This window comes from Vibrio sp. HI00D65 (assembly GCF_001635455.1).
GTDB lineage: Bacteria > Pseudomonadota > Gammaproteobacteria > Enterobacterales > Vibrionaceae > Vibrio.
This window is the reverse complement of the sequence record NZ_LWEH01000035.1, coordinates 1-19,384: the sequence shown is the minus strand read 5'-3', so window position 1 is coordinate 19,384 and position 19,384 is coordinate 1. Positions and strand designations below refer to the sequence as shown.

Genomic DNA, 19,384 nt, shown 5'->3' with positions numbered 1-19,384 from the left:
CAAGCACTGCCTTATTTGGCATAGTAATTAAATTGCACTCAGAGAGTTGGAGAATACAGAATGAAAACAATAGGTAACATCATTTGGTTTCTGTTCGGTGGCGTATTTATGGGGTTGGCGTGGTGGTTCTTTGGGTTGCTTGCATTCCTAACCATCGTTGGTATTCCGTGGGGTAGAGCGTGTTTTGTTATGGGTAATTTCTCGTTCTTTCCATTTGGTCAAGAGGCTATTTCTCGAGATGAACTGACCAATGAAATGGATATCGGGACAAGCCCATTAGGTATGATAGGTAATATCATATGGTTCTTGTTTGCAGGTATTTGGCTTGCCATTGGTCATATCATGTCGGCTGTAGCGTGCTTTATTACCATCATCGGTATTCCATTTGCGATTCAGCACCTTAAGCTAGCGGTTATCTCATTGGCACCAATCGGTAAAACAGTGGTAGATAAACGCGAAGCAGAAGCGGCACGAGTAAGAAATTACAAAGGTTAAGATTTCTGTTTATCTTTTGGCTGACTGTGACAATCATCCGTTTCTTCTGCAACAGCAGAGTAGTGGGTAGCGAGTGATGCCAATAATGAAGTGCTAACTATCCAAAGACTCAATGGAAGCTGTTTGTCATTCTGTGTGTCAATAATTTGACTGTAACTAAGCAGTTACAACAATGCGACTTTTAATGATGTTTAACTTGAGTTGTGGTTATTCAAAACAGAGGTTTGATTGGTATCTGGCAGGTAAAGAAAACGGGCTCTGAAAATGAGCCCGTTTTTTGGTTGGCTTATAATTTACTTAACGTTAGATTACATTGCTGCTTCGAAAATCGCAGAGATTTCTTCGTGAGTCGCTTGCTTAGGGTTAGTAAAGCCACATGCGTCTTTCAGAGCGTTGTCAGACAATGTAGGAATGTCTTCTAGCCTTGCACCAAGTTGCGCGATACCTGTTGGGATGTTCACGTCATTTGCTAGTTGAACAATTGCTTCTATCGCTGCTTCTGCACCTTGCTCTGGTGTCATACCTTCAACATTCACGCCCATTGCTTTCGCAACATCACGCAGACGCTCAGGACAAACTTGCGCATTGTAGCGTTGAACGTGTGGTAGCAAGATAGCGTTACACACGCCGTGTGGAAGGTCGTAGAAGCCACCTAATTGGTGCGCCATTGCGTGAACATAGCCTAGTGACGCGTTGTTGAACGCCATACCCGCCATGAACTGTGCGTAAGCCATTTGCTCACGAGCTTCAATGTCTTCGCCGTGTGCTACAGCTGTTCGTAGGTGTGCTTGTACAAGTTCAATGGCTTTAATTGCTACTGCGTCTGTAATTGGTGTCGCTGCGATAGAAACGTAAGCTTCGATTGCGTGTGTTAGTGCATCCATACCCGTTGCAGCAGTCAATGATGCAGGCTTAGCAAGCATTAGCTCAGGATCGTTTACAGAAATAAGCGGTGTTGTGTGCCTATCAACGATAGCCATCTTAATGTGACGCTCTTCATCAGTGATGATGCAGAAACGTGTCATTTCTGAAGCAGTGCCTGCAGTCGTGTTGATAGCGATAAGAGGAATCATCGGTTTTTCAGATTGATCGACACCTTCGTAATCTGCAATTTTGCCGCCGTTAGAAGCCACAAGTGCAATACCTTTTGCACAGTCGTGTGGAGATCCGCCACCAAGAGAGATAATAAAGTCACAGTCGTTGTTTGTGAGTAGCCCAAGGCCATCGTTTACGTTTGTGATGGTTGGGTTTGGTTGAGTGCCGTCGAATACCACAGCACCCACTCCGCGTTCGCCAAGAAGGTCCTGAACCTGCTTAACCACACCAATTTGGTTTAGGATTTTATCGGTTACTATAAGGCCTTTTTTAAAGCCTTGAGACTGAATGCTATCAGCAGCATCCTTTAAACAGCCGGTACCCATAAAGTTGATTGTAGGGATGTAAAATGCACTAGACATTGAAAAACTCCAGTCAATTATGATTTTTGTTGCCTCTATCTTGTTGGCAAATAACTGGTCACCTATTGATCTGGAACAACTTTGAACCAGAGCTACCACTTTTTGGTTATTGGTTGTGATGGAGCTCATATAGCAATCGTTTTTGTAGTTCTCTGATGTGTATATTGCCCGTAATGAATAGCAAAATGATTGATAGAACTAGGGTCAGTATGCTGCTCTATAGCCATGAATAAAAAAGGCTATTCAGGCTGTGCTGGTTTACGTGCTTCATTTATTAGCTCTTGAATCGAATCAGTACTGCACACGGTCTGAGTTTCTGGTTGCTCAGGCGAATCTGACGCCTCTTGTGGCTCTTCATCGTAGTATTTGACCAGGAATGGGGTGAGCATGACGGATGACGGTAAGAAGTGCTTCATAGTACCCCCCCGGACCAGTTTGTGTATTTCTTTTATGATACTTATTTAATATGTGGCAAAATTTGCGGTACATCATGACTTGTTGCTTGTTTTCTACAAATTCTTAGAACTATATTCAGGCTCACAAAAATGGTAGTAGAATGCATACTTAACCGTGAGGTTAGGAAATAACAAAATATAAATACCGCTCGATAGCGCGAATAACAGGACAGATAATGAAGTACGATTGGATATTCTTTGATGCGGATGAAACCTTGTTCCACTTTGACGCTTTTCAAGGAATGAAGCTAATGTTCTCACGTTTTGATGTGGATTTTAGCGAGCAGGATTATTCCGTTTATCAAGAAGTAAACCTACCGCTATGGGTAGACTATCAAGATGGCCGAATTACGGCTGATCAACTGAAGCACATACGCTTTGAAAGCTGGGCTGAAAAGTTAGAAACAACAACTGCAGAATTAAACAGCGCATTCCTAACAGCAATGGCGGACATCTGTTCTCTTCTTCCGGGTGCCAAAGAGCTAATGGAATCGTTACAAGGCAAAGTGAACATGGGCATTATTACCAATGGCTTCACTGAGCTGCAATCGATCCGTTTAGAGCGTACTGGCATGACTGATTACTTCGAGCATGTGATCATTTCTGAAGAAGTCGGCGTCGCTAAACCAGATGCTGAGATCTTTGAACATGCACACAAGCTTGTTGGCTTACCCGCAAAGCAGCGCATTTTGATGGTGGGAGATAACCCACACTCAGATATTTTAGGTGGCTTAGATTTTGGTATCGAGACCTGTTGGTTAAACAGCGAGGAGAAGGCAACGCCAGAAGGTATTAACCCTCATTATCAAGTTAAGTCTTTAGCTGAGCTGCAAGCACTTCTGCTAGCGTAACGGCTAACCAACTTTAGCTTTATTCGTTGATCATCACTTTATTAGTTGATCACTAATAGCCGAGTGCAATTCTGTGCTCGGCTACTTAATTTCTACAGGTTTCACTTTTCGATTGTAGTACTCAAGCGTATTTATGCTTTAGGCTGCCACGATAACTACTCAGAACAAATAGAAGGAATAAGTGTGCTGAAATCTCATCGCCATAGCTGCTACGGTATCGCTGCCATTTTACTTTGGAGCTGTTTAATTGCGTTGTCTCGTAGTGTGTCAGAGCAATTAGGTCCAATTGGCGGCGCAGCCAGCCTTTATACAGTGAGCTCACTATTTTTGGTTTGCGTGATGGGGTTACCTAAGCCGAAACGCTTCTCAAAGTCTTATTTGTTGATTGGTGGCGCGCTATTTGTTTGCTATGAGGTCTTTCTAGCCTTGGCATTAGGCATGGCAAATAACCGACATCAAGCCTTAGAGATGGCGGTTATCAATTACCTTTGGCCTGCACTGACAGTATTGTTTGCGGTATTACTCAGCGATAAAAAGATAAATTGGCTGGTGTACCCAAGTATCTTTTTAGCTTTCTTTGGTGTGGCTTGGAGCATCAGTGGCGACCAAGGCCTCTCTGTTGAACAGATTGCGGCAAATATTGCGACTAATCCTAAAACTTATTCGATGGCGTTCTTCGGTGCGATTATCTGGGCGGTTTACTGTAACTACACTCAGAAAGTTGCGAAAGGGCAGAATGCGATTGTCCTGTTCTTTATCGCGACAGCGATTACTTTGTGGATCAAATACGCACTGAGCAGTGAAACCGGTATGGCGATGACTAGCAGTGCCGCGATTGATTTGGTTTTAGCTGGTGTGTGCATGGGCGCGGGCTACGCGCTTTGGAATACCGCGATATTGGGAGGCAACATGGTCTTTCTTGCTACCATGTCTTACTTCACGCCAATTTTTGCAACCTTACTCTCTTCTATGATTTTAGGTTTAACGCTGACTATCACATTTTGGCAGGGGGTATGTATGGTGACGATTGGGTCACTGGCTTGCTGGTGGGTTACAAGAGAAAAAAAGCGGACGGTTAAGCTGTCGGCTTCTGAAGAGGTTCAATCTCAATAGCAATTGCGTTTATCTACCGATTGCTGGGTAAGAACTAGCTCGCGATGTTGAGGGTCAGTTGAAGCTCATATGGCATCTTAGACAGGCGTCGCTGCAGTTGGCGGCGCGTACGTTCAATATCATCAATCGCAATCGCTTGTTGGTCGTTGGTATGAATATCAACGTTGATTCTTAGCTCAGGACCAACCTTAGTCACACCGATTAGCTCCAAGTCTTGTTCTGCTTCTTTGTCTACCGCGATAACGTTCTTATCTACCGCGTCACAAATTTCTTTGTTTGCAGACATCATTAGTAGCTCACGAATAGCCTCTCTTAGCATATCGAACGGTACTTTGATGAAGTAGAAAGACATCAGCAACATCATCATTGGGTCGGCATACACGGCGTATTTTGCGAACGGCGAGAATGTCATTGACCAAGCCACGACGAAACCTGTTGTTACCGCGACACTCAATAGTGTATCCATTTGCCACTGCTTAGACTCAGCCTGAATCAAGCCTGATGAAATGTTCTTACTCTTTTTAGCGATATACCACCACGCATAACCACAGCCCAATACGTTGAAAATACCAAACAGAGTTGCGATAGAAGCATCAATTTCACGACCGCCTGTCATCAAAGCGCCAATCGCTGAGTACAGTGAATAACCAACCACAAGTAAAATGACAGCGGCTTTAATCGTGATGACGATAGGCTCGATGATCGCACGACCAAACGGGAATTCACGATCAGAAGGGCGATTAATGTATTTTGAGGCAGCTAGTGACAATAAAGTTAGCAGTAAGCTAATAAGAGAGTAGACGCCGTCAAATACTATGACCAGAGAGCCAACGAGAAGACCCAACACTAATCCGCCAAAAGCGAAGCCTGATGCTAAAAGGGCTGAGAACAATAGAACTCGATTTTCGTTTTGGCTTTTCCTGTCACACATAATATTTTCCAGATGTTTTTGATAATTTTATTGTTCTAATATTGAGCGAGATTTTCAAACTTTATCTGATGATTTTTATGTTAAAGAACATGGCTTTTTATATTATTCATTTTAATTCAGTTGCTTACATTAATTTGTAGGTGTCAGTAAAATTGGCGATGACTGTTTTCGGGGACTAGTGTGCAACTGAATCAAGATCGCTTATCATTAATAAAACACATATTTGAGCGGTGTTTTATAGCTCGGTGAAGGGCATTAGCGCTTGAGATAGTGGGAAAGAAAGGATGGCGATGAAGTTTGATGGTATTCTCGACAGCGATTTTTGGGCAATCGCTAACCCTATTATGGATAATTTGATGGAGGGCTCAACCAATGTGGATCATGCCCAAAATTGTCGCGACTTTACTCAATGAATGAAGGATATAGTGACGTCTGAGTATTTAGAAAATGTGTGTCATCATTATCAACACAGCAACGGCTTTTTTGCAGAGCGCGAACCTGTTGCGGTGTTTAGGCGTTCTGATTCCGTTGCTTTTATATGGAAGCAAGCGTACACCATTGCCAAAGGCGAATTCGTTGCTGAAATGGTGTTAGTTGAAGAAGACGGACGCTATCTAGTGGATCACGTAATGGTCTTCTAACTAGCCTCAATTAGAAATCAAATAGGTAATCACTCAGCTGGTCCGCGAGCCAGTTCATACCTGGGTGTTCAGCCATCCCTGCTGCCGTAAACATGCAGTAATCTTCTTGAGTTAGGCCGTAGGTGTGTTTGATCACTGCTAATTCTTGCTCACGCAGCAGATGACGTATAAGTGGCTCTGGCATTACGCCCCATGCGTCTTCACGCAAGATCGTATCCAGCATAAAGTCAAAGCTAGAGAAACCAATGTAACGACGAGAGAAGGGCTCAAGCTCTGGATTATCTTTTTCGTTGAGATAGACCATGGTCGCTTGCATCGAATTTCTTAGCACTTCGTCGGAGACGCGGCGCATTGCGCTCAGGTCATGTCCTTTCTTACACACAGACATCATTCGAATCTTACCAAGCGGGTTATAGATGATTCGTGGGTCATCTACCCGTTCGTAATCAACGCCGAATGCAAAATCAACTTGTTGAGTTTCTACGAGGTTAGCTAAGTCACCACTCGATGCTAGAACGAAGTTGAAAGAAGTAGAAGGGTACTTGTTATTCAGCGTGTGAGATAAATCTTGCCACATTTCATCGGGCAGAGAATCATCGCGAGCAATCCATATCTCGGCGTTGAACTCACCAGAAACATGGAGGCAGGTTTGTTTAATACGCGCAGCGGTCACCAACATTCCTTCGCAATCTTTATAGATGGCTTTGCCTGCTTCAGACAGCTCGACGTGGTTGCCACTACGTACGAAAAGTTCTACATCTAACTCTTTCTCCAAGGCTTTGATCGACATGCTTAGCTTGGTTCGGTTGCATTCTAGCTGGCGAGCAGCTTCAGATACTGACCCTAAATCAGCAACAGAACAGAAGGCTTGGACTTGAGAAAGGTTCATTTCGTTTCCAGATTGAGCGGTTGTTGGTGCATATTATATGAATATTGTGCTGACTATCTTAGAAATAGTCCATCTTTGCATGATAACTCTATGACGAATTGACTAATTTAGTTTACTCTGGGCAGGTTCCGAACCTACAAGAAGTAAAGATGGAGGCCATGATGGCGAAACAATGGGACGAGTACGCCGTTGATTGGGATAAAGATCCTGCGACCGCAGTATTCGCACAGTCCGTATTTGACCAGTTAACACAGCTCGTTGATTTAAACGGAACCCGTGTTCTTGATTTTGGTTGTGGTACAGGACTACTCAGCCAAAAAATATCTCCTTTAGCAAAAGAGATCATCGCACTCGACATGTCTGAAGGGATGATTGAAGAGCTAGATAAGAAAGAGCTATCCAACGTTGAACCGGTTGTTGATATTCTATCGCGCGGGCTTGCAGCTCAGCATCCAGCATTCCGAAATCAGTTCGATCTAGTGGTCGCATCGTCGGTTTGTGGATTTATCCCGAACCTACAAGACACAGTAAGCCTGATTTATACGCTACTCGAGAACGATGGCACGTTTGTTCACTGGGACTGGTGTCTAGAAAACGGTAGTGATGATTACGGCGTAAGCCCTGAACGTTCAAAGAACGTATTGAGTGCTGCTGGGTTTTCTGTCGTTGAAGTATCGACACCTTTCTCCGTTGATACCCCACAAGGCAAGCTAAAAGTGCTGATGGGCGTTGGGCGTAAGTAGTTCATTTGAAGCTCGTGGCTAGCTGTTTGGCGAGAACTAAAATCCAAAGCACGTTTTAGCAAACAAATTAAAACATAAATAACCGAACCCACATCAACGGTCTTAGTGCCAGTTATGTGGGTTTTCTATTTCTAGTAACTTCAACAACTTGTGTTTTAAACGTGTGATTTCAGGGCATTTGAGAACATTAATTACAAACATATCATTTCCATTTTGGAAATGTAGCTTTGCATAGATTTCATTAGTGGAAACTAAATCGTCAGATATAGAATAAGCCCATAACAATGCTAAGGGTTTAATCATGAGCCACCAATCTGCTTCTCCACAACTTTCAGAACAACAACAGCGCTTTAGCAATATCATTTCAGATGCCAACCTGTCGCCAAAACAGAAGTCGATCTATCTTGCCTTAGAAGCTGAAGCGAGCCTACCGTATATGCCGATATGTCACGAAGTAGAACAAGCCTTACAACAAGGCGTGCTATGTGACATGTTTGAAGGTCATGCTCCATTTAAGCCACGCTATGTGCTTCCTGATTATTCTAAATACTTACATCAAGGCTCAAAGTATTTAGAGCTTAGCGCGGCAACTAATTTCGATGAAGCATTGAACATGCTTACCATCCTTTACCATCACGTCCCGTCGGTCACATCTATTCCGGTTTACTTAGGCCAATTGGATGATGTGTTGATGCCTTTCGTTGGCGACTTAACTGAAGAGCAGGTTTATCAAAAGCTAAAACTATTCTGGATCATGCTAGACCGCACACTGCCAGATGCGTTCATGCATGTGAATATCGGCCCAACAGACAACATCATCTGTCGTACTATTTTGCGAGTTGATGCTGAACTCAAGCAGATTGCGCCAAACCTTACTTTTATGTACGACCCAGCCATAACACCTGATGATCTGCTGCGTCATGCTGCGAGCAATATTTGTGAATGCAGCAAGCCACACATTGCTAACTACCCAGCACACGCTGCGGCATACGGTGATAAGCGCTTCGGCATCGTGAGCTGTTACAACTCTCTGCCTCTAGCTGGTGGCTCAAACACGTTGGTACGTATGAACCTGAAACAATTGGCGTTGAGGTCTGAAGACAGTGTCGATTTCCTACGGCAAGTGTTACCACACTACAGTGCAATCATGGTTGAGCTGATGAATGCCCGCAGCCGCTTCTTGCATGAGGAATCTAACTTCTTCGAGGGCTTTTTAACGAAAGAAGGTTTGATCGAGGAAGATCGTTTTGCACCAATGTTCGGCATCTACGGTATGGCTGAAGCTGTGAATATCTTGATGGAGAAAGAAGGTAAAGCAGGGCGTTATGGTCATGACGAACAAGCTAACCAGCTTGGACATCTCATTTCAGAAAAACTGGCCGAAATTGTTGATAGTTCTGAAGTGAAATATGGTCTAGAGGGCAAGGTTCTATTGCATGCTCAAGGTGGTATCAGCTTAGATGAAGGTGTCACTCCAGGTGTGCGTATTCCTTATGGTACGGAGCCGGACCCAGTATCTTACGTTCGTGCGACTGCGGGTCATCATAAATTCTACACCTCAGGTATCAGTGACATTTTGACCATTGACGAAACCGTGAAGTCAAATCCTGAAGCCATGTTCAACCTGTGTAAAGGCGCAATTCAAGCGGGTTACCGTGAGTTTACCGCTAACGTTGTGTCAAACGACTTAGTTCGCGTGACAGGTTACATAATTAAGTTGTCTGATATCGCTAAATACGACGAAGAAGGTTCGCGCACCAACACGACTTTCTTAGGAACTGAAGCGGCGAAAAATACAGGCATCTTAGAGCGTAAACCGCGCGTGGCAAGTTTAGAGATGTCGCCAACGTACGAATAACCTGGTGTTCGAATCACATTAACTATGAAAATTTCTGATCTAACAACTCAAATGGCTAGGGTTAATAATAATAAGACAGAAAAACAAGCGAAGGTCAGCCGTGTGCTGACCTTTTCTTGTGTTGATGGGCCGGGAAATCGGCTTGTGCTGTTTCTACAGGGATGCAACTTTGACTGTATAACCTGTCATAACCCTCATACCATCAATTACTGTAATCATTGTAGAGACTGCGTTAGTGGGTGCCCAAATGGTGCTTTGAGTACTATTGGTGGCAAAGTGGTATGGGATCCACTGGCTTGCGCTGATTGCGATCAGTGTATTGATGTTTGTGGCCATAAATCGAGTCCGAAAATCACTACGATGACGATCTCAGAGGTACTAGAGCTTGTGAGACATAATCAGTTCTTCCTGAGTGGTATTACCGTTTCGGGCGGCGAAGCGACCATGCAGCTGCCGTTTATCATTGACTTATTTGAAGCAATTAAAAGCGATCCGCAGCTAGCGCATTTAACGTGTTTTATTGATAGTAATGGCTCGCTGTCAAAACAAGGTTGGGACAAGGTGTTGCCTTATCTTGATGGAGCGATGATTGATCTTAAATCTTGGCAATCAGAAACCCATAAGTGGTTAGTGGGAAGAGGGAATCATCGTGTGTTTGAAACCATCAATTACCTAGCGGAACAAGGGAAGTTACACGAAGTTAGGCTTTTGCATATTCCTGGCAAGAGCGACCTTGAAGACGAAATAGAGCAAGTTGGGCATTACTTAAAAGGGTTGCCGAGTGATGTTCAAATTCGACTCAATGCCTTTCAACATCACGGCGTGATTGGAGAGGCGTTGGATTGGTCTAAGTGTACAAAACTACAGATGCAAAGCTTCCGCGACAAGCTCTATGCGATTGTTCAGAGGCCGATGCAAACGCCAGAGGTTTATACCTAATATTCTCGGTCTTTACTGACCAAAGAGTTAAGCTTCTAAAAACAGGTCACACAGCCATTTGATCGCCTGATCATTCATGTTTGGCTTGTTCCACACTAAGCTATATGCCACTTTTCCGTAATCGAAGGGAAGTGGCTTACTCACTAATCCATGCGCTTGTTTCGCATGTTCAGCCCACTGTTTCGAACAAGTGAACAGGAAAGGGGTATTGTGACAGAGTACAGCTGCAGCACCAAAGTCAGCGACCGAAATAGCCATCTCTCTCGGCTTATGGCGTTGAACTAAGCTTTGCTCGAAGTAAGGCTGTGACAGTTCATTATCTAAGATGCCAATGTGCTTGTAGTCTAGGTAGCCCTCAACCGTCAGTTCTTGTTGTGCCAGCGGATGATGAGCTCCCATTAAGCACACCATCTCATCAGGTAGAATCGTTTCCCACACTAACTCTTTGTTGTCGGTCGGTGGCTGGGAAATATCGTGAGGCAATAAGATCAAATTAACCTTGCCGCTGAGCAAAGCATCGAACCCGAGCTGCTGCTTCGAATAGATATGAAGTTTGGCCTCTGGAGCAAGCTCTGTGGTGATCCTGCTGATCTTAGAGGCGAATACTTCAAAAGTACTCTCGCGCATCGAGAGTGAAAAGCTACCTTGATATTCCTCTGGAGCAAAGCTCTTCTGATGAAGCAATCCATTCATGCTGGAAAGAATCGCGTGAACCGTTGGAGCAATTTGAAGTGCGAAGGGCGTTGGGATGAGCTTAGTGCCATCTCGGAAGAACAGCTCGTCGTTGAGGAACTCACGAAGCTGAGACAGAGTTTTACTTACACTTGATGGGCTTACATAGAGTTGCTCAGAGGTTTGAGTCACGCTATGGGTATTCAGCATAATGTGTAGGGCAGTGAGGTGCTTAAGGCTCACTCTCGATAAGTGTAAGTAATCCATTTATGACTCACGAATTCAAATTGGCTTGTGATTTTGAATTTACACCAAAACCGAACAAGCCAAATTAATAAAGGTTATTTGCGAGCTAACTTATGGTGAGCTCGTGAAAAGTGGCCTGCGCAAAATGCACCTACGATTGAAAGCTCACCGGCTAAACACAATGCAGCACAAACCTCAGCCAATGCTTGGGATTTACCATTGCCGTGTAGACCTAGTAAATCAAGACACGCTTTTTGGCTTGGAAGGCCTGTACCACCACCAACAGTACCCACCATGAGGTTAGGAAGCGTTACACTTGCGTATAAACCGCCTTTTTTGTTCAGTTCCATGCGAGTCATGCCAATGGCAGATTCTGAGACACAAGCAGCGTCTTGTCCGCAAGCGATGTAAAGTGCAGCCAGTGCATTAGCGTAATGGGCATTGATACCGATAGTGCCGCTAAGAGCGCCGCCCACAGTGGTCATTTGACCAAACTGAACCATCTTCTCTGGCGTGGTATGTAGATACTTAGCCACCAGTTCTGCTGGGATATTAACCTCAGCGGTTACCTTTTTGCCTCGCACGCTGCGCAAAGTTTGGGTATTCGCTTTCTTATCACCCGACAAGTTACCATCAAGGAAGGCGTGGTCTGGTTTAACAGGGGTGTGTTCTATGATGTACTCAAATACCGCATTGGTCGCGATGGTAACCATATTCTGACCAGATGCATCCCCCGTAAGAAACTCAAACACCAAATAAACATGGTTGCCTTCAATGTTGATATTGATATTGGTAAGTTTGCCGTGGGAGGTGGTAGATTCAGCTAAGGTTTTAAACTTCTCATACTGAGTTACTGCCCATGCCACAAACTGTCCAGCTTCAACTAAACCTTGGAATGCAAAACCTGGGGTACGTGTGACGCCTTCATTGAGCAACATTGCACTCGCACCACCACAAGCACTAATGAGTTTAGAGCCTCGGTTATAAGACGCGACAAGTGCTGCCTCGGTTGTTGCCAGTGGAACTAGGTAATCACCTTGGGCAAATAGGCCATTTACACGCAGCGGACCAGAAATACCGACAGGCACTTTCACTGTGCCAACGAAGTACTCGATGTTTTTTTCATAGGCTTGCATCTGACTTTCGGTATGAGGGTCGAGTAGCTCTTGTTGTGATTCTGCGTTGTCGAGAGCCGTCCAACGGCGTGTCACATTCTTTTCGGTCAGGTAAGGGCTAGGTGTCAGCTTCTTTGCCGGCTTTTCAAAATGAGGCTGGAGTTTATTTTCTAATTCGTCTGCGGAGATATCGCCCCCTAAAATAGAAACATAGTCGCGGCGATGCAGATTTAGTTTTGGCATAAATAGTATGAAGTAAAGTTTGTGCAGCAAATTGGTTTGCGCTGATTCTACCGAGTAATTAACCAGAAACAAGCGCCAGATATAATGAGTTACAGTTTGTGCGCTTATTACATCGAAAAGCCTCTAAAATGCTTGAGTTGTCTGGTTTCAAACCCTTGGAAACCATCATTGAACTTGATTGTAGTCTAGCTCAAATGATCAGCAAGGCTTAAATATGGATGTCGAGTAAGCTGCCAATGGCTTCGTTTTGGCGCTCCACAACGCTAGCACCGACACGGTTATAGTTAGCACTCTGCGTTAATTTGACCAACGCATCGCTTGAAGAAGCAGTAGGTTCTGGTTCTTTAAATGAAAGTGATTGCTCAGGTTCAACTTGATTAAAGCTGAAATCGCTGTCTTCGATTACATCGTCGTCAGACTCGGGCACATGTTCAAAGACTTGATTATGTTTTGAGGCTTGGTTGAGTTCGATCGCCGCTTCTTCAGCCATGTTGGCAGACTGCTGAATAATGGCGTAACCAGATTGAATACCAGATATCGACATAGCAGGACCTTTAATTGACGTATGGGAAGAGTCTAGGTGGGCGATATTTTAAGCGCAATGGTGAGCGGGTAAGAACTACCAAAAAAGGATAAACTTAAGCCAAAATAGTGAGGTCTGTCTATTAACTGAAGAGATCGTTAAGTGCGTTTAGCTCTTCATCAGTAAGCAGAGCTGCTTTATCTGTTTCCAGGTTACCGTCGATCTCGCCTTGCAACGCTTTGAGTTGCTCCGGGCTAAGAAGTTGGATCTGCTGTTTAAATGTTTCAAACTGTTGAGTATTCATAATGTGACCTTGCTGCAATTTCATATGCTCTAATGAGCATAGTCTACTGTAACCAGAAATCAAATAAGATTAAGCGAATATTAAACTTATTTCTTCGTTTTCTAGAACTAAGACAACTATAAATTCCTGTGGTTGCTTTTTGTCCGAGGAATGTTAAGCAAAGTTAAGGCTTGGTCAATCAAAATCAGAAAGTCATGACAATGTAAAAATCGACTCATCCCTTGTGCCGTAAGGCTAGATGAGGAGTTGCCCTATCCAAATATAGGTATTGGCAGAGCAACCTGCAAATTTAACAAATGATCAAAAGGCAGCGATTGTCACTATCTTTCTGTTTTTACAGTACTTTGTGCTTCTATCAAGAAGCGTCCGTATCAAAACGCTTTGTCGATTTTTACTTTAACTGCAAATTTGGTTGCTAGCGTATGCAATTCTGGAAGCATTCGATAGATCAAATGCAGCTGCTGTAGAACCATTCTGACAGAATTTTCATCTTCTTCTCGCCACTCACTCAAACGTTTATCCAAATCAGGATCGTAGGTATTTTTGACTTCACACTGTTCGCAGTGAGAGTAAAGCTGATTATTGAGCGCGTCGAGGTGCTCATGGATGACACGGTGAGCATCTAAAACGAGCTTGTGTGTCGACTCGTCGTCGATACGTGTTCTATGCGCACCTAGAGCGGAAATGTAGCTTAATAGGGCATGGTTGAGCGTTAGGAATCGGAAACTCTCATCTTCAGAAGTACGATATTTCCCTGGTTCGACTAACATACTGCTGATCGCCACGGTCAGATTCGCATCGTTGTTGTGCGCACTGCGACGAGCGATACGGTAATTTAACGTGTCTTTCTTGCCGACTCGATACTGACCGATGATTTGTGCCAAGTAGTTCTTGTTGGCATCGAGCGCGTCAGCCATTACCTTATGCAGTCGCTTTGATTGCCAGTCTGGTAACACATAAACGACAGCCAATACCGCCAGAGCACAACCAATGAAGGTATCTGCCAGCCGCGGCAGAACTACAGCGTAGCCTTCACCAAGCTGGTTAAAGCAGAACAATACCAATAGGGTTATGAATCCTGTCGCGAAGCCATAATTATTGATGCGGAACGCAAAGAACATCACGCCACTGATCACAATGAAGACCAGTTGGCTTTCTTGAGAAGGGAAGAAGGTGAGCAGTGGAACACCCATCAACAAACCAGCAACGGTGCCAATAACACGAGCAGTCAGCTTTTGGCGGGTAGCACTGTAGTTGGGTTGGCAAACAAACAGTGTTGTTAGCAAGATCCAATAACCGCGTTCAATCTCAAACACCTGGATGATCCCGTAGCCAAGTGTCAGTGTGATTGCCATACGAATCGCGTGGCGAAACAGCATAGAGTCAGTATGTAGGTTGGCTTTGATCTTTTGCCACATTGCCGACAACGTATGCGGGTTTGTGTCGTCCAATACATCTTCTTCTAGCTTTTCTGCATCTGGGTTACTTATGTTAGATAACTGCTTCTCAACGGTCGCTAGGTTATTGAACAGATAATCCAGTTGGTTTAGCAGCGGTTTCCATTCGGGTTTATTCTGTTGGTGTAGATGGTTAAGTGAAGACATCAGCTCATCTAGTGCCAATACAGACTTGTCACCGTGTTGATACTCAGAACCAACTTGTAGTGAGCTCGCAACTTCTTTACATGCCGTTGCCTGCGCTTCAAGTAAGTATTTGAAGCGAAACAGCACGTCAGAGCGTTCAAAGTGTTTAGCAAGCTCTTGATAACGATAGTGGGTCGAACTTACACGCTCGTGAATGTCTTGCGCGATGAAATAAGTATTTAAGAAGCGGTCACTAGGGCCATCAATGTGTCCGCGCTTAGAACGGGTAAGCAGGGTTGCTTTACACATGTTGAGCGCGTTCACTGTACTCGCATTTAATTTGGCTGCAATAATACGGTGTGGTTGCGGAATAAGGTCAGAAACAGGGTAGAAAAGCTCAGCCTTAGATTCCATGTAGGTGCCGATTTGGTCAAACACTGTGGCAAGGTTCTGCTGTACAGGTTGCATTGGCCACACAATCTGCCAAATCATCGACATGAAGTAGTACCAAGCTGCGCCTGTTAGTAGCAACAAAGGCTGGAACCATAAGTTGGTGCTCTCATGGGCACCCAGCATGGTGTAGATGGCGACTAGCAGAGAACCAAAGGCGATACTGGCATATTTAGGCCCGATTGCACCTAGCATGATGAATGAGAATGTTGATGCAAATAGACCTAACGCGAACAGCCATGGCGTGTCGAAAAGCAGTTCAATAGAAAAGGCAGCGACTGCAAAACAGATAAAGGTTAAGGTCAGGGCTTTGAGTCGCCCTGTAAAGCTATCGTCGCTTTCCGCCAGTGCGGCTGCGATGACACCAAGAATCAGAGGGGTGATGAGTGTGTTCTGTCCATAATACCAAGCAGGCACCACCACACCGAGCAGAGTGATGAGAATTAATACGCTGTAATTTATGGTTTTATTTGCCCAATAGAGGCGTAGTTTGGCTGAAAATTCCACAGTCACTCGCTTGACGCACGAAAAACCATAATCCTAACAGAAATCAAGCACAAGAATCTGATACTTATCCATAATTGTCCGTAGGTGGTCATGAAAGCGTCGATAAGATATGAGATATTATTAATTCTCATTGCATCATGATATAAATTCAATATTCCCAATTAAGAGCACACTCCAATGCAGCTAAGCGCTAACAAGACTGCACAATTTTTTATTCAAAATGAATACCATCAGGTTGAACTCGATGGTTCACGTCTGCTGTTGTCGTCAGTAGGCAGTGAGGAACGTATCCCATTTACTATTTGGAGTGGAAAGATCGCGATCAAACGCGGACTGTTTTGGGGATCGTTACAGTTTTTTGCTAACCAACAAGACGGTAATCAGCGCAGTTGGTTAGTTCAAGGTCTACCTTGGGACCAGTGTCGTCAATTTGCACGCGCATCGGTGGCGGCATACCAGAAGTGGCACGACACACTATGCGAGCAGTTAGCCGAACACGTGCCTCAATGGGAAGCTGAGCTTCTACGGTTAGAGCAACTTCCAGCTTTTCTTCCTCATTCTAAAGTAAACACTTGGGTTGAGACGGTTAACTCTGGCCTAGAGAGTATGACGATGACGCTGGACGAAGCTGCGCAGCGTATGCCAAATCGCATCGCAAGGCTGCAGCCGTGGTTGTCTGACACAGAGGCTAAGCAAGTGGAAAGAAACCAGCAATGGCTGGAGACAGAGAGAAAAAACTGGGAAGTCTTGTTTGCTCAATGTGAGTCATCGCCGTTGAACTTTTCACAGCAATACGCGGTTTTAATGAACGATGACCACAACCTGATTCTTGCAGGTGCGGGCTCAGGGAAAACCAGTGTTCTGACAGCGCGTGTCGCTTACTTATTGCAAAGTCACCAAGCGCAAGCTGAAGAGCTTTTATTGCTTGCCTTTGGTCGTGAAGCGGCCGAAGAGATGAAGCAGCGCCTCTACAGCAAAATTGGGTTGTCGGCTGAGAAGCTTCAAGTGAATACCTTCCACCAGTTGGGTTTGAAGATCTTGAATGAGGTTGAAACCGAACGTGTGGTAATTTCTCCCCTTGCTTTAGATGACAATCAGCGCCAAGCCTGGTGCATTGATTGGTTGAAGAAGCACTGGATGACGCCGACCAACTTCAAACGTTGGCAGAAACACTTATCTAAATGGCCAATTGCTTACCTAACGGGTGATGATGAGCTAGGCAGCCACGTTTCAAACCTTAAGTTAATTGGCTGGCTTGAAAAGCAACTGGAACAGTTGAACGCATCAGGCTTAACCAAGAAAGAAGTGCAGCAGCAGCTTATCGATCACCGTGATTACACTCGTCTTAACAGCGAGCTATCCCTGTGCTGGCCTTGTGTGACGGCGTGGCAGAAGGCATTGAAAGAAGAGAACCATATCGATTTCTCGACCATGATCAGCCGTGCGACTCAGTACGTCGAAAAAGGTAAGTTTATCTCGCCTTGGAAGTTCATCATGATCGATGAATATCAAGACATCTCTCCTGATCGTCTTGCTTTGGTTGAGGCGCTGTGTAACCAGTCTAAAGCCGAACACCAAGCCTCTATTTTTGCCGTGGGCGATGATTGGCAATCTATTTACCAATTTGCGGGTGCAGACGTTGATTTAACTACAGGCTTTAAAGATCGTTTCGCAAGCTCGACAATTCATCACCTAGACACCACGTATCGTTTCAACAATCAGTTAGGTGCTGTGGCGAATCGTTTTGTGCAAGAAAACCCAATTCAGTTGCCGAAAGAACTAAACAGCTTCAAGCAACAGAAACAAAAGGCGGTCTACAGTGCGCCAAGTAAAGAGGTTGAGAAGATCCTTGATCAACTTAACCGCCAATCTAAAGGTAAAACCAACAAGTCGGTGTTGATGCTTGGCCGCAATCACTACCATAAACCTGAGTTGTTGGAAGACTGGAAGAAGATCTACACCTCTATTGATATCAACTTCATGACTTGTCACGCCAGTAAGGGCAAAGAAGCAGACTTCGTTATTATCCTTTGCGTGGATGAAGGGCAATTCCCAGCGAAGAAGAAGCAACTGCATATTGATGGTGCATTGACTGAATCGTCAGATGTGTTCCCATATGCGGAAGAACGTCGCCTGTTTTACGTGGCGATGACTCGGGCCAAAGAGAAAGTATGGATCACGCACAGCGGCGATGGTTCAGGCTTCGTACAAGAACTGCATGGTTCTGACTACCCAGTAGTTCGTAAGAAGTAGCGACTTAGATGGTGTGTCGATTGATTAAGAGCTCAAGTTGCTGTCGCTGTATTTAATTCTCAGACATAAAGTAGAAGGACACACATACGGAACATGGCTCAATCAATTACATCGAATTTTCCGCGAAAGATATTGCATCGACCAAGGCGTTTTTTAGCCAAGTGTTTGGTTGGCGCTTTGAAGATTATGGGCCTGAGTACTCTGCTTTTGAAGGTAAAGGGTTAATGGGCGGTTTCTACTTGGCTGATTTGTCTTCAGATGCAGGAAAGGGCGGGGCATTGATGGTTTTCTACAGTGAAGATCTCGAACAGACCGAACGTGATGTGCTTGTGCGGGCGGGGAGATCAATCATGACATATTCAGCTTCCCTGGTGGTCGACGTTTCCATTTTAGAGAGCCAAGTGGCAATGAAATGGCAGTCTGGAGTGACAAATAGCCTCTTCTCAGAACTTCTATATTCAGATAAACAAAAGCCTGCGATTAAGCAGGCTTTTTAGTCTGTGACGTATTGGTCTGTCTTAACGAGAACTAGGTACGCTCAGCCAGATACGCTTCGTAATCTGGAATTTCGATAATCACTTCTTCTTCTAGCATTGAGGAGTTGAAAAGGAAGTTCGCAGTCGCGCGGTTGGTTGCAACTGGAATGTTCCAAACACTCGCGATACGCAGTAGTGCTTTTACATCAGGGTCGTGTGGTACGGCATTAAGTGGATCCCAGAAGAAAATCAGCATGTCGATTTTGCCTTCTGAAATCAGAGCGCCAAGTTGTTGGTCACCACCCATTGGGCCACTGATCATGCTTTTGATTGCTAAACCTGTCTCTTTGCTCAGCAGAGAACCCGTTGTACCAGTCGCATAAAGGAAGTGGCTTTGTAGCTTCTCTTTGTTCTCTTTTACCCATCTTAGTAGCTCAGGTTTGAAGTGGTCATGAGCGACTAAAGCGATATGTTTATGCGTTGGCATAGTACGCGTTGTTTTTTGCATGAATTTTCCCTAAATTATCGTTCGTATTTTTATTTTTATGAGTGCTTAGCTCAATATAACACTATGGATTCACACTGAATACCGGCCGAAACTCAGAAGGTGACAATGAATCGGCAATCAAATTATTGCCGA

The 19,384-nt window shown here is 44.5% G+C and carries 17 protein-coding genes and 2 pseudogenes; 9 read left to right on the top strand and 10 right to left on the bottom strand.

Annotated features, from left to right (window positions below; genetic code table 11):
• Positions 1-60: 60 nt before the first annotated feature.
• On the top strand, positions 61-495 hold the full coding sequence (locus A3712_RS06445) for a YccF domain-containing protein (RefSeq protein ID WP_004740303.1): 435 nt from the start codon (positions 61-63) through the stop codon (positions 493-495).
• Between the two features lie 308 nt (positions 496-803).
• Here A3712_RS06445 and yiaY read toward each other — a convergent pair whose 3' ends face one another.
• Together yiaY and A3712_RS27680 are read right to left on the bottom strand one after the other, a co-directional pair.
• Positions 804-1,952, bottom strand: a complete 1,149-nt coding sequence (yiaY, locus tag A3712_RS06440) for an L-threonine dehydrogenase (RefSeq protein ID WP_063522788.1) — start codon at positions 1,950-1,952, stop codon at positions 804-806.
• Between the two features lie 239 nt (positions 1,953-2,191).
• The gene (locus tag A3712_RS27680) at positions 2,192-2,368 is read right to left on the bottom strand and encodes a hypothetical protein (RefSeq protein ID WP_197465793.1); all 177 of its coding nucleotides are present in this window, start codon (positions 2,366-2,368) and stop codon (positions 2,192-2,194) included.
• Between the two features lie 215 nt (positions 2,369-2,583).
• Here A3712_RS27680 and yjjG point away from each other — a divergent pair, with 215 nt between their 5' ends.
• Entirely contained in the window at positions 2,584-3,258 is a 675-nt protein-coding gene (yjjG, locus tag A3712_RS06435) for a pyrimidine 5'-nucleotidase (protein WP_063522766.1), read from the top strand.
• 183 nt (positions 3,259-3,441) lie between these two features.
• Complete coding sequence (yddG, locus tag A3712_RS06430; protein ID WP_063522765.1) at positions 3,442-4,371, top strand: aromatic amino acid DMT transporter YddG; 930 nt, start codon at positions 3,442-3,444, stop codon at positions 4,369-4,371.
• Positions 4,372-4,405: 34 nt separating this feature from the next.
• On the opposite strand, the gene A3712_RS06425 is transcribed toward yddG, so the two are convergent.
• Positions 4,406-5,302 (bottom strand): cation diffusion facilitator family transporter, encoded by an 897-nt coding sequence (locus A3712_RS06425; protein ID WP_063522764.1) that lies wholly within the window; start codon positions 5,300-5,302, stop codon positions 4,406-4,408.
• 290 nt (positions 5,303-5,592) lie between these two features.
• Here A3712_RS06425 and A3712_RS06420 point away from each other — a divergent pair.
• A pseudogene (locus A3712_RS06420) lies at positions 5,593-5,943 on the top strand (hypothetical protein).
• 10 nt (positions 5,944-5,953) lie between these two features.
• Here the strand turns inward: A3712_RS06420 and A3712_RS06415 are convergent.
• Positions 5,954-6,832: a LysR family transcriptional regulator gene (locus A3712_RS06415; RefSeq protein WP_063522763.1), complete on the bottom strand. Its 879-nt coding sequence runs from the start codon at positions 6,830-6,832 to the stop codon at positions 5,954-5,956.
• A 161-nt stretch (positions 6,833-6,993) separates the two neighbouring features.
• On the opposite strand from A3712_RS06415, the gene A3712_RS06410 reads away from it, so the two are divergent.
• The 3 genes from A3712_RS06410 (at position 6,994) to A3712_RS06395 (ending at position 10,372) form a co-directional block, all read left to right on the top strand.
• Positions 6,994-7,575 carry a class I SAM-dependent DNA methyltransferase gene (locus A3712_RS06410; protein ID WP_063522762.1) on the top strand — a complete coding sequence of 194 codons (582 nt, stop codon included), beginning with the start codon at positions 6,994-6,996 and terminating at the stop codon, positions 7,573-7,575.
• 301 nt (positions 7,576-7,876) lie between these two features.
• On the top strand, positions 7,877-9,433 hold the full coding sequence (locus A3712_RS06400; RefSeq protein WP_063522760.1) for a YjjI family glycine radical enzyme: 1,557 nt from the start codon (positions 7,877-7,879) through the stop codon (positions 9,431-9,433).
• Positions 9,434-9,457: 24 nt separating this feature from the next.
• A complete protein-coding gene (locus A3712_RS06395; protein ID WP_063522759.1) occupies positions 9,458-10,372 on the top strand; it encodes a YjjW family glycine radical enzyme activase in 915 nt (304 codons plus the stop codon).
• A 27-nt stretch (positions 10,373-10,399) separates the two neighbouring features.
• Here the strand turns inward: A3712_RS06395 and A3712_RS06390 are convergent, their stop codons facing one another.
• The 5 genes from A3712_RS06390 to yccS form a co-directional block, all read right to left on the bottom strand.
• Entirely contained in the window at positions 10,400-11,311 is a 912-nt protein-coding gene (locus A3712_RS06390; protein WP_063522758.1) for a LysR family transcriptional regulator, read from the bottom strand.
• Between the two features lie 74 nt (positions 11,312-11,385).
• Positions 11,386-12,648 carry a hydroxymethylglutaryl-CoA reductase gene (locus A3712_RS06385; RefSeq protein ID WP_063522787.1) on the bottom strand — a complete coding sequence of 421 codons (1,263 nt, stop codon included), beginning with the start codon at positions 12,646-12,648 and terminating at the stop codon, positions 11,386-11,388.
• 208 nt (positions 12,649-12,856) lie between these two features.
• Positions 12,857-13,192, bottom strand: a complete 336-nt coding sequence (locus A3712_RS06380) for a hypothetical protein (protein ID WP_063522757.1) — start codon at positions 13,190-13,192, stop codon at positions 12,857-12,859.
• A gap of 121 nt (positions 13,193-13,313) precedes the next feature.
• Positions 13,314-13,499, bottom strand: a complete 186-nt coding sequence (locus A3712_RS06375; RefSeq protein ID WP_063522756.1) for a hypothetical protein — start codon at positions 13,497-13,499, stop codon at positions 13,314-13,316.
• A gap of 347 nt (positions 13,500-13,846) precedes the next feature.
• Positions 13,847-16,015 (bottom strand): YccS family putative transporter, encoded by a 2,169-nt coding sequence (gene yccS / locus A3712_RS06370; protein WP_063522755.1) that lies wholly within the window; start codon positions 16,013-16,015, stop codon positions 13,847-13,849.
• A 177-nt stretch (positions 16,016-16,192) separates the two neighbouring features.
• On the opposite strand from yccS, the gene helD reads away from it, so the two are divergent.
• Positions 16,193-18,268 (top strand): DNA helicase IV, encoded by a 2,076-nt coding sequence (gene helD / locus A3712_RS06365; protein ID WP_063522754.1) that lies wholly within the window; start codon positions 16,193-16,195, stop codon positions 18,266-18,268.
• Between the two features lie 101 nt (positions 18,269-18,369).
• Positions 18,370-18,704: pseudogene (locus A3712_RS06360) on the top strand (VOC family protein).
• Positions 18,705-18,796: 92 nt separating this feature from the next.
• Here the strand turns inward: A3712_RS06360 and A3712_RS06355 are convergent.
• Positions 18,797-19,252, bottom strand: a complete 456-nt coding sequence (locus A3712_RS06355; RefSeq protein WP_004740283.1) for a methylglyoxal synthase — start codon at positions 19,250-19,252, stop codon at positions 18,797-18,799.
• Positions 19,253-19,384: the final 132 nt, after the last annotated feature.

Bases quoted from the DNA above. Each gene is read 5' to 3' on its own strand.
- A3712_RS06445 (WP_004740303.1), top strand. From the start codon at position 61: ATGAAAACAATAGGTAACATCATTTGGTTTCTGTTCGGTGGCGTATTT.
- yiaY (WP_063522788.1), bottom strand. From the start codon at position 1,952: ATGTCTAGTGCATTTTACATCCCTACAATCAACTTTATGGGTACCGGC.
- A3712_RS27680 (WP_197465793.1), bottom strand. From the start codon at position 2,368: ATGAAGCACTTCTTACCGTCATCCGTCATGCTCACCCCATTCCTGGTC.
- yjjG (WP_063522766.1), top strand. From the start codon at position 2,584: ATGAAGTACGATTGGATATTCTTTGATGCGGATGAAACCTTGTTCCAC.
- A3712_RS06425 (WP_063522764.1), bottom strand. From the start codon at position 5,302: ATGTGTGACAGGAAAAGCCAAAACGAAAATCGAGTTCTATTGTTCTCA.
- A3712_RS06415 (WP_063522763.1), bottom strand. From the start codon at position 6,832: ATGAACCTTTCTCAAGTCCAAGCCTTCTGTTCTGTTGCTGATTTAGGG.
- A3712_RS06410 (WP_063522762.1), top strand. From the start codon at position 6,994: ATGGCGAAACAATGGGACGAGTACGCCGTTGATTGGGATAAAGATCCT.
- A3712_RS06400 (WP_063522760.1), top strand. From the start codon at position 7,877: ATGAGCCACCAATCTGCTTCTCCACAACTTTCAGAACAACAACAGCGC.
- A3712_RS06395 (WP_063522759.1), top strand. From the start codon at position 9,458: ATGAAAATTTCTGATCTAACAACTCAAATGGCTAGGGTTAATAATAAT.
- A3712_RS06390 (WP_063522758.1), bottom strand. From the start codon at position 11,311: ATGGATTACTTACACTTATCGAGAGTGAGCCTTAAGCACCTCACTGCC.
- A3712_RS06385 (WP_063522787.1), bottom strand. From the start codon at position 12,648: ATGCCAAAACTAAATCTGCATCGCCGCGACTATGTTTCTATTTTAGGG.
- A3712_RS06380 (WP_063522757.1), bottom strand. From the start codon at position 13,192: ATGTCGATATCTGGTATTCAATCTGGTTACGCCATTATTCAGCAGTCT.
- A3712_RS06375 (WP_063522756.1), bottom strand. From the start codon at position 13,499: ATGAAATTGCAGCAAGGTCACATTATGAATACTCAACAGTTTGAAACA.
- helD (WP_063522754.1), top strand. From the start codon at position 16,193: ATGCAGCTAAGCGCTAACAAGACTGCACAATTTTTTATTCAAAATGAA.
- A3712_RS06355 (WP_004740283.1), bottom strand. From the start codon at position 19,252: ATGCAAAAAACAACGCGTACTATGCCAACGCATAAACATATCGCTTTA.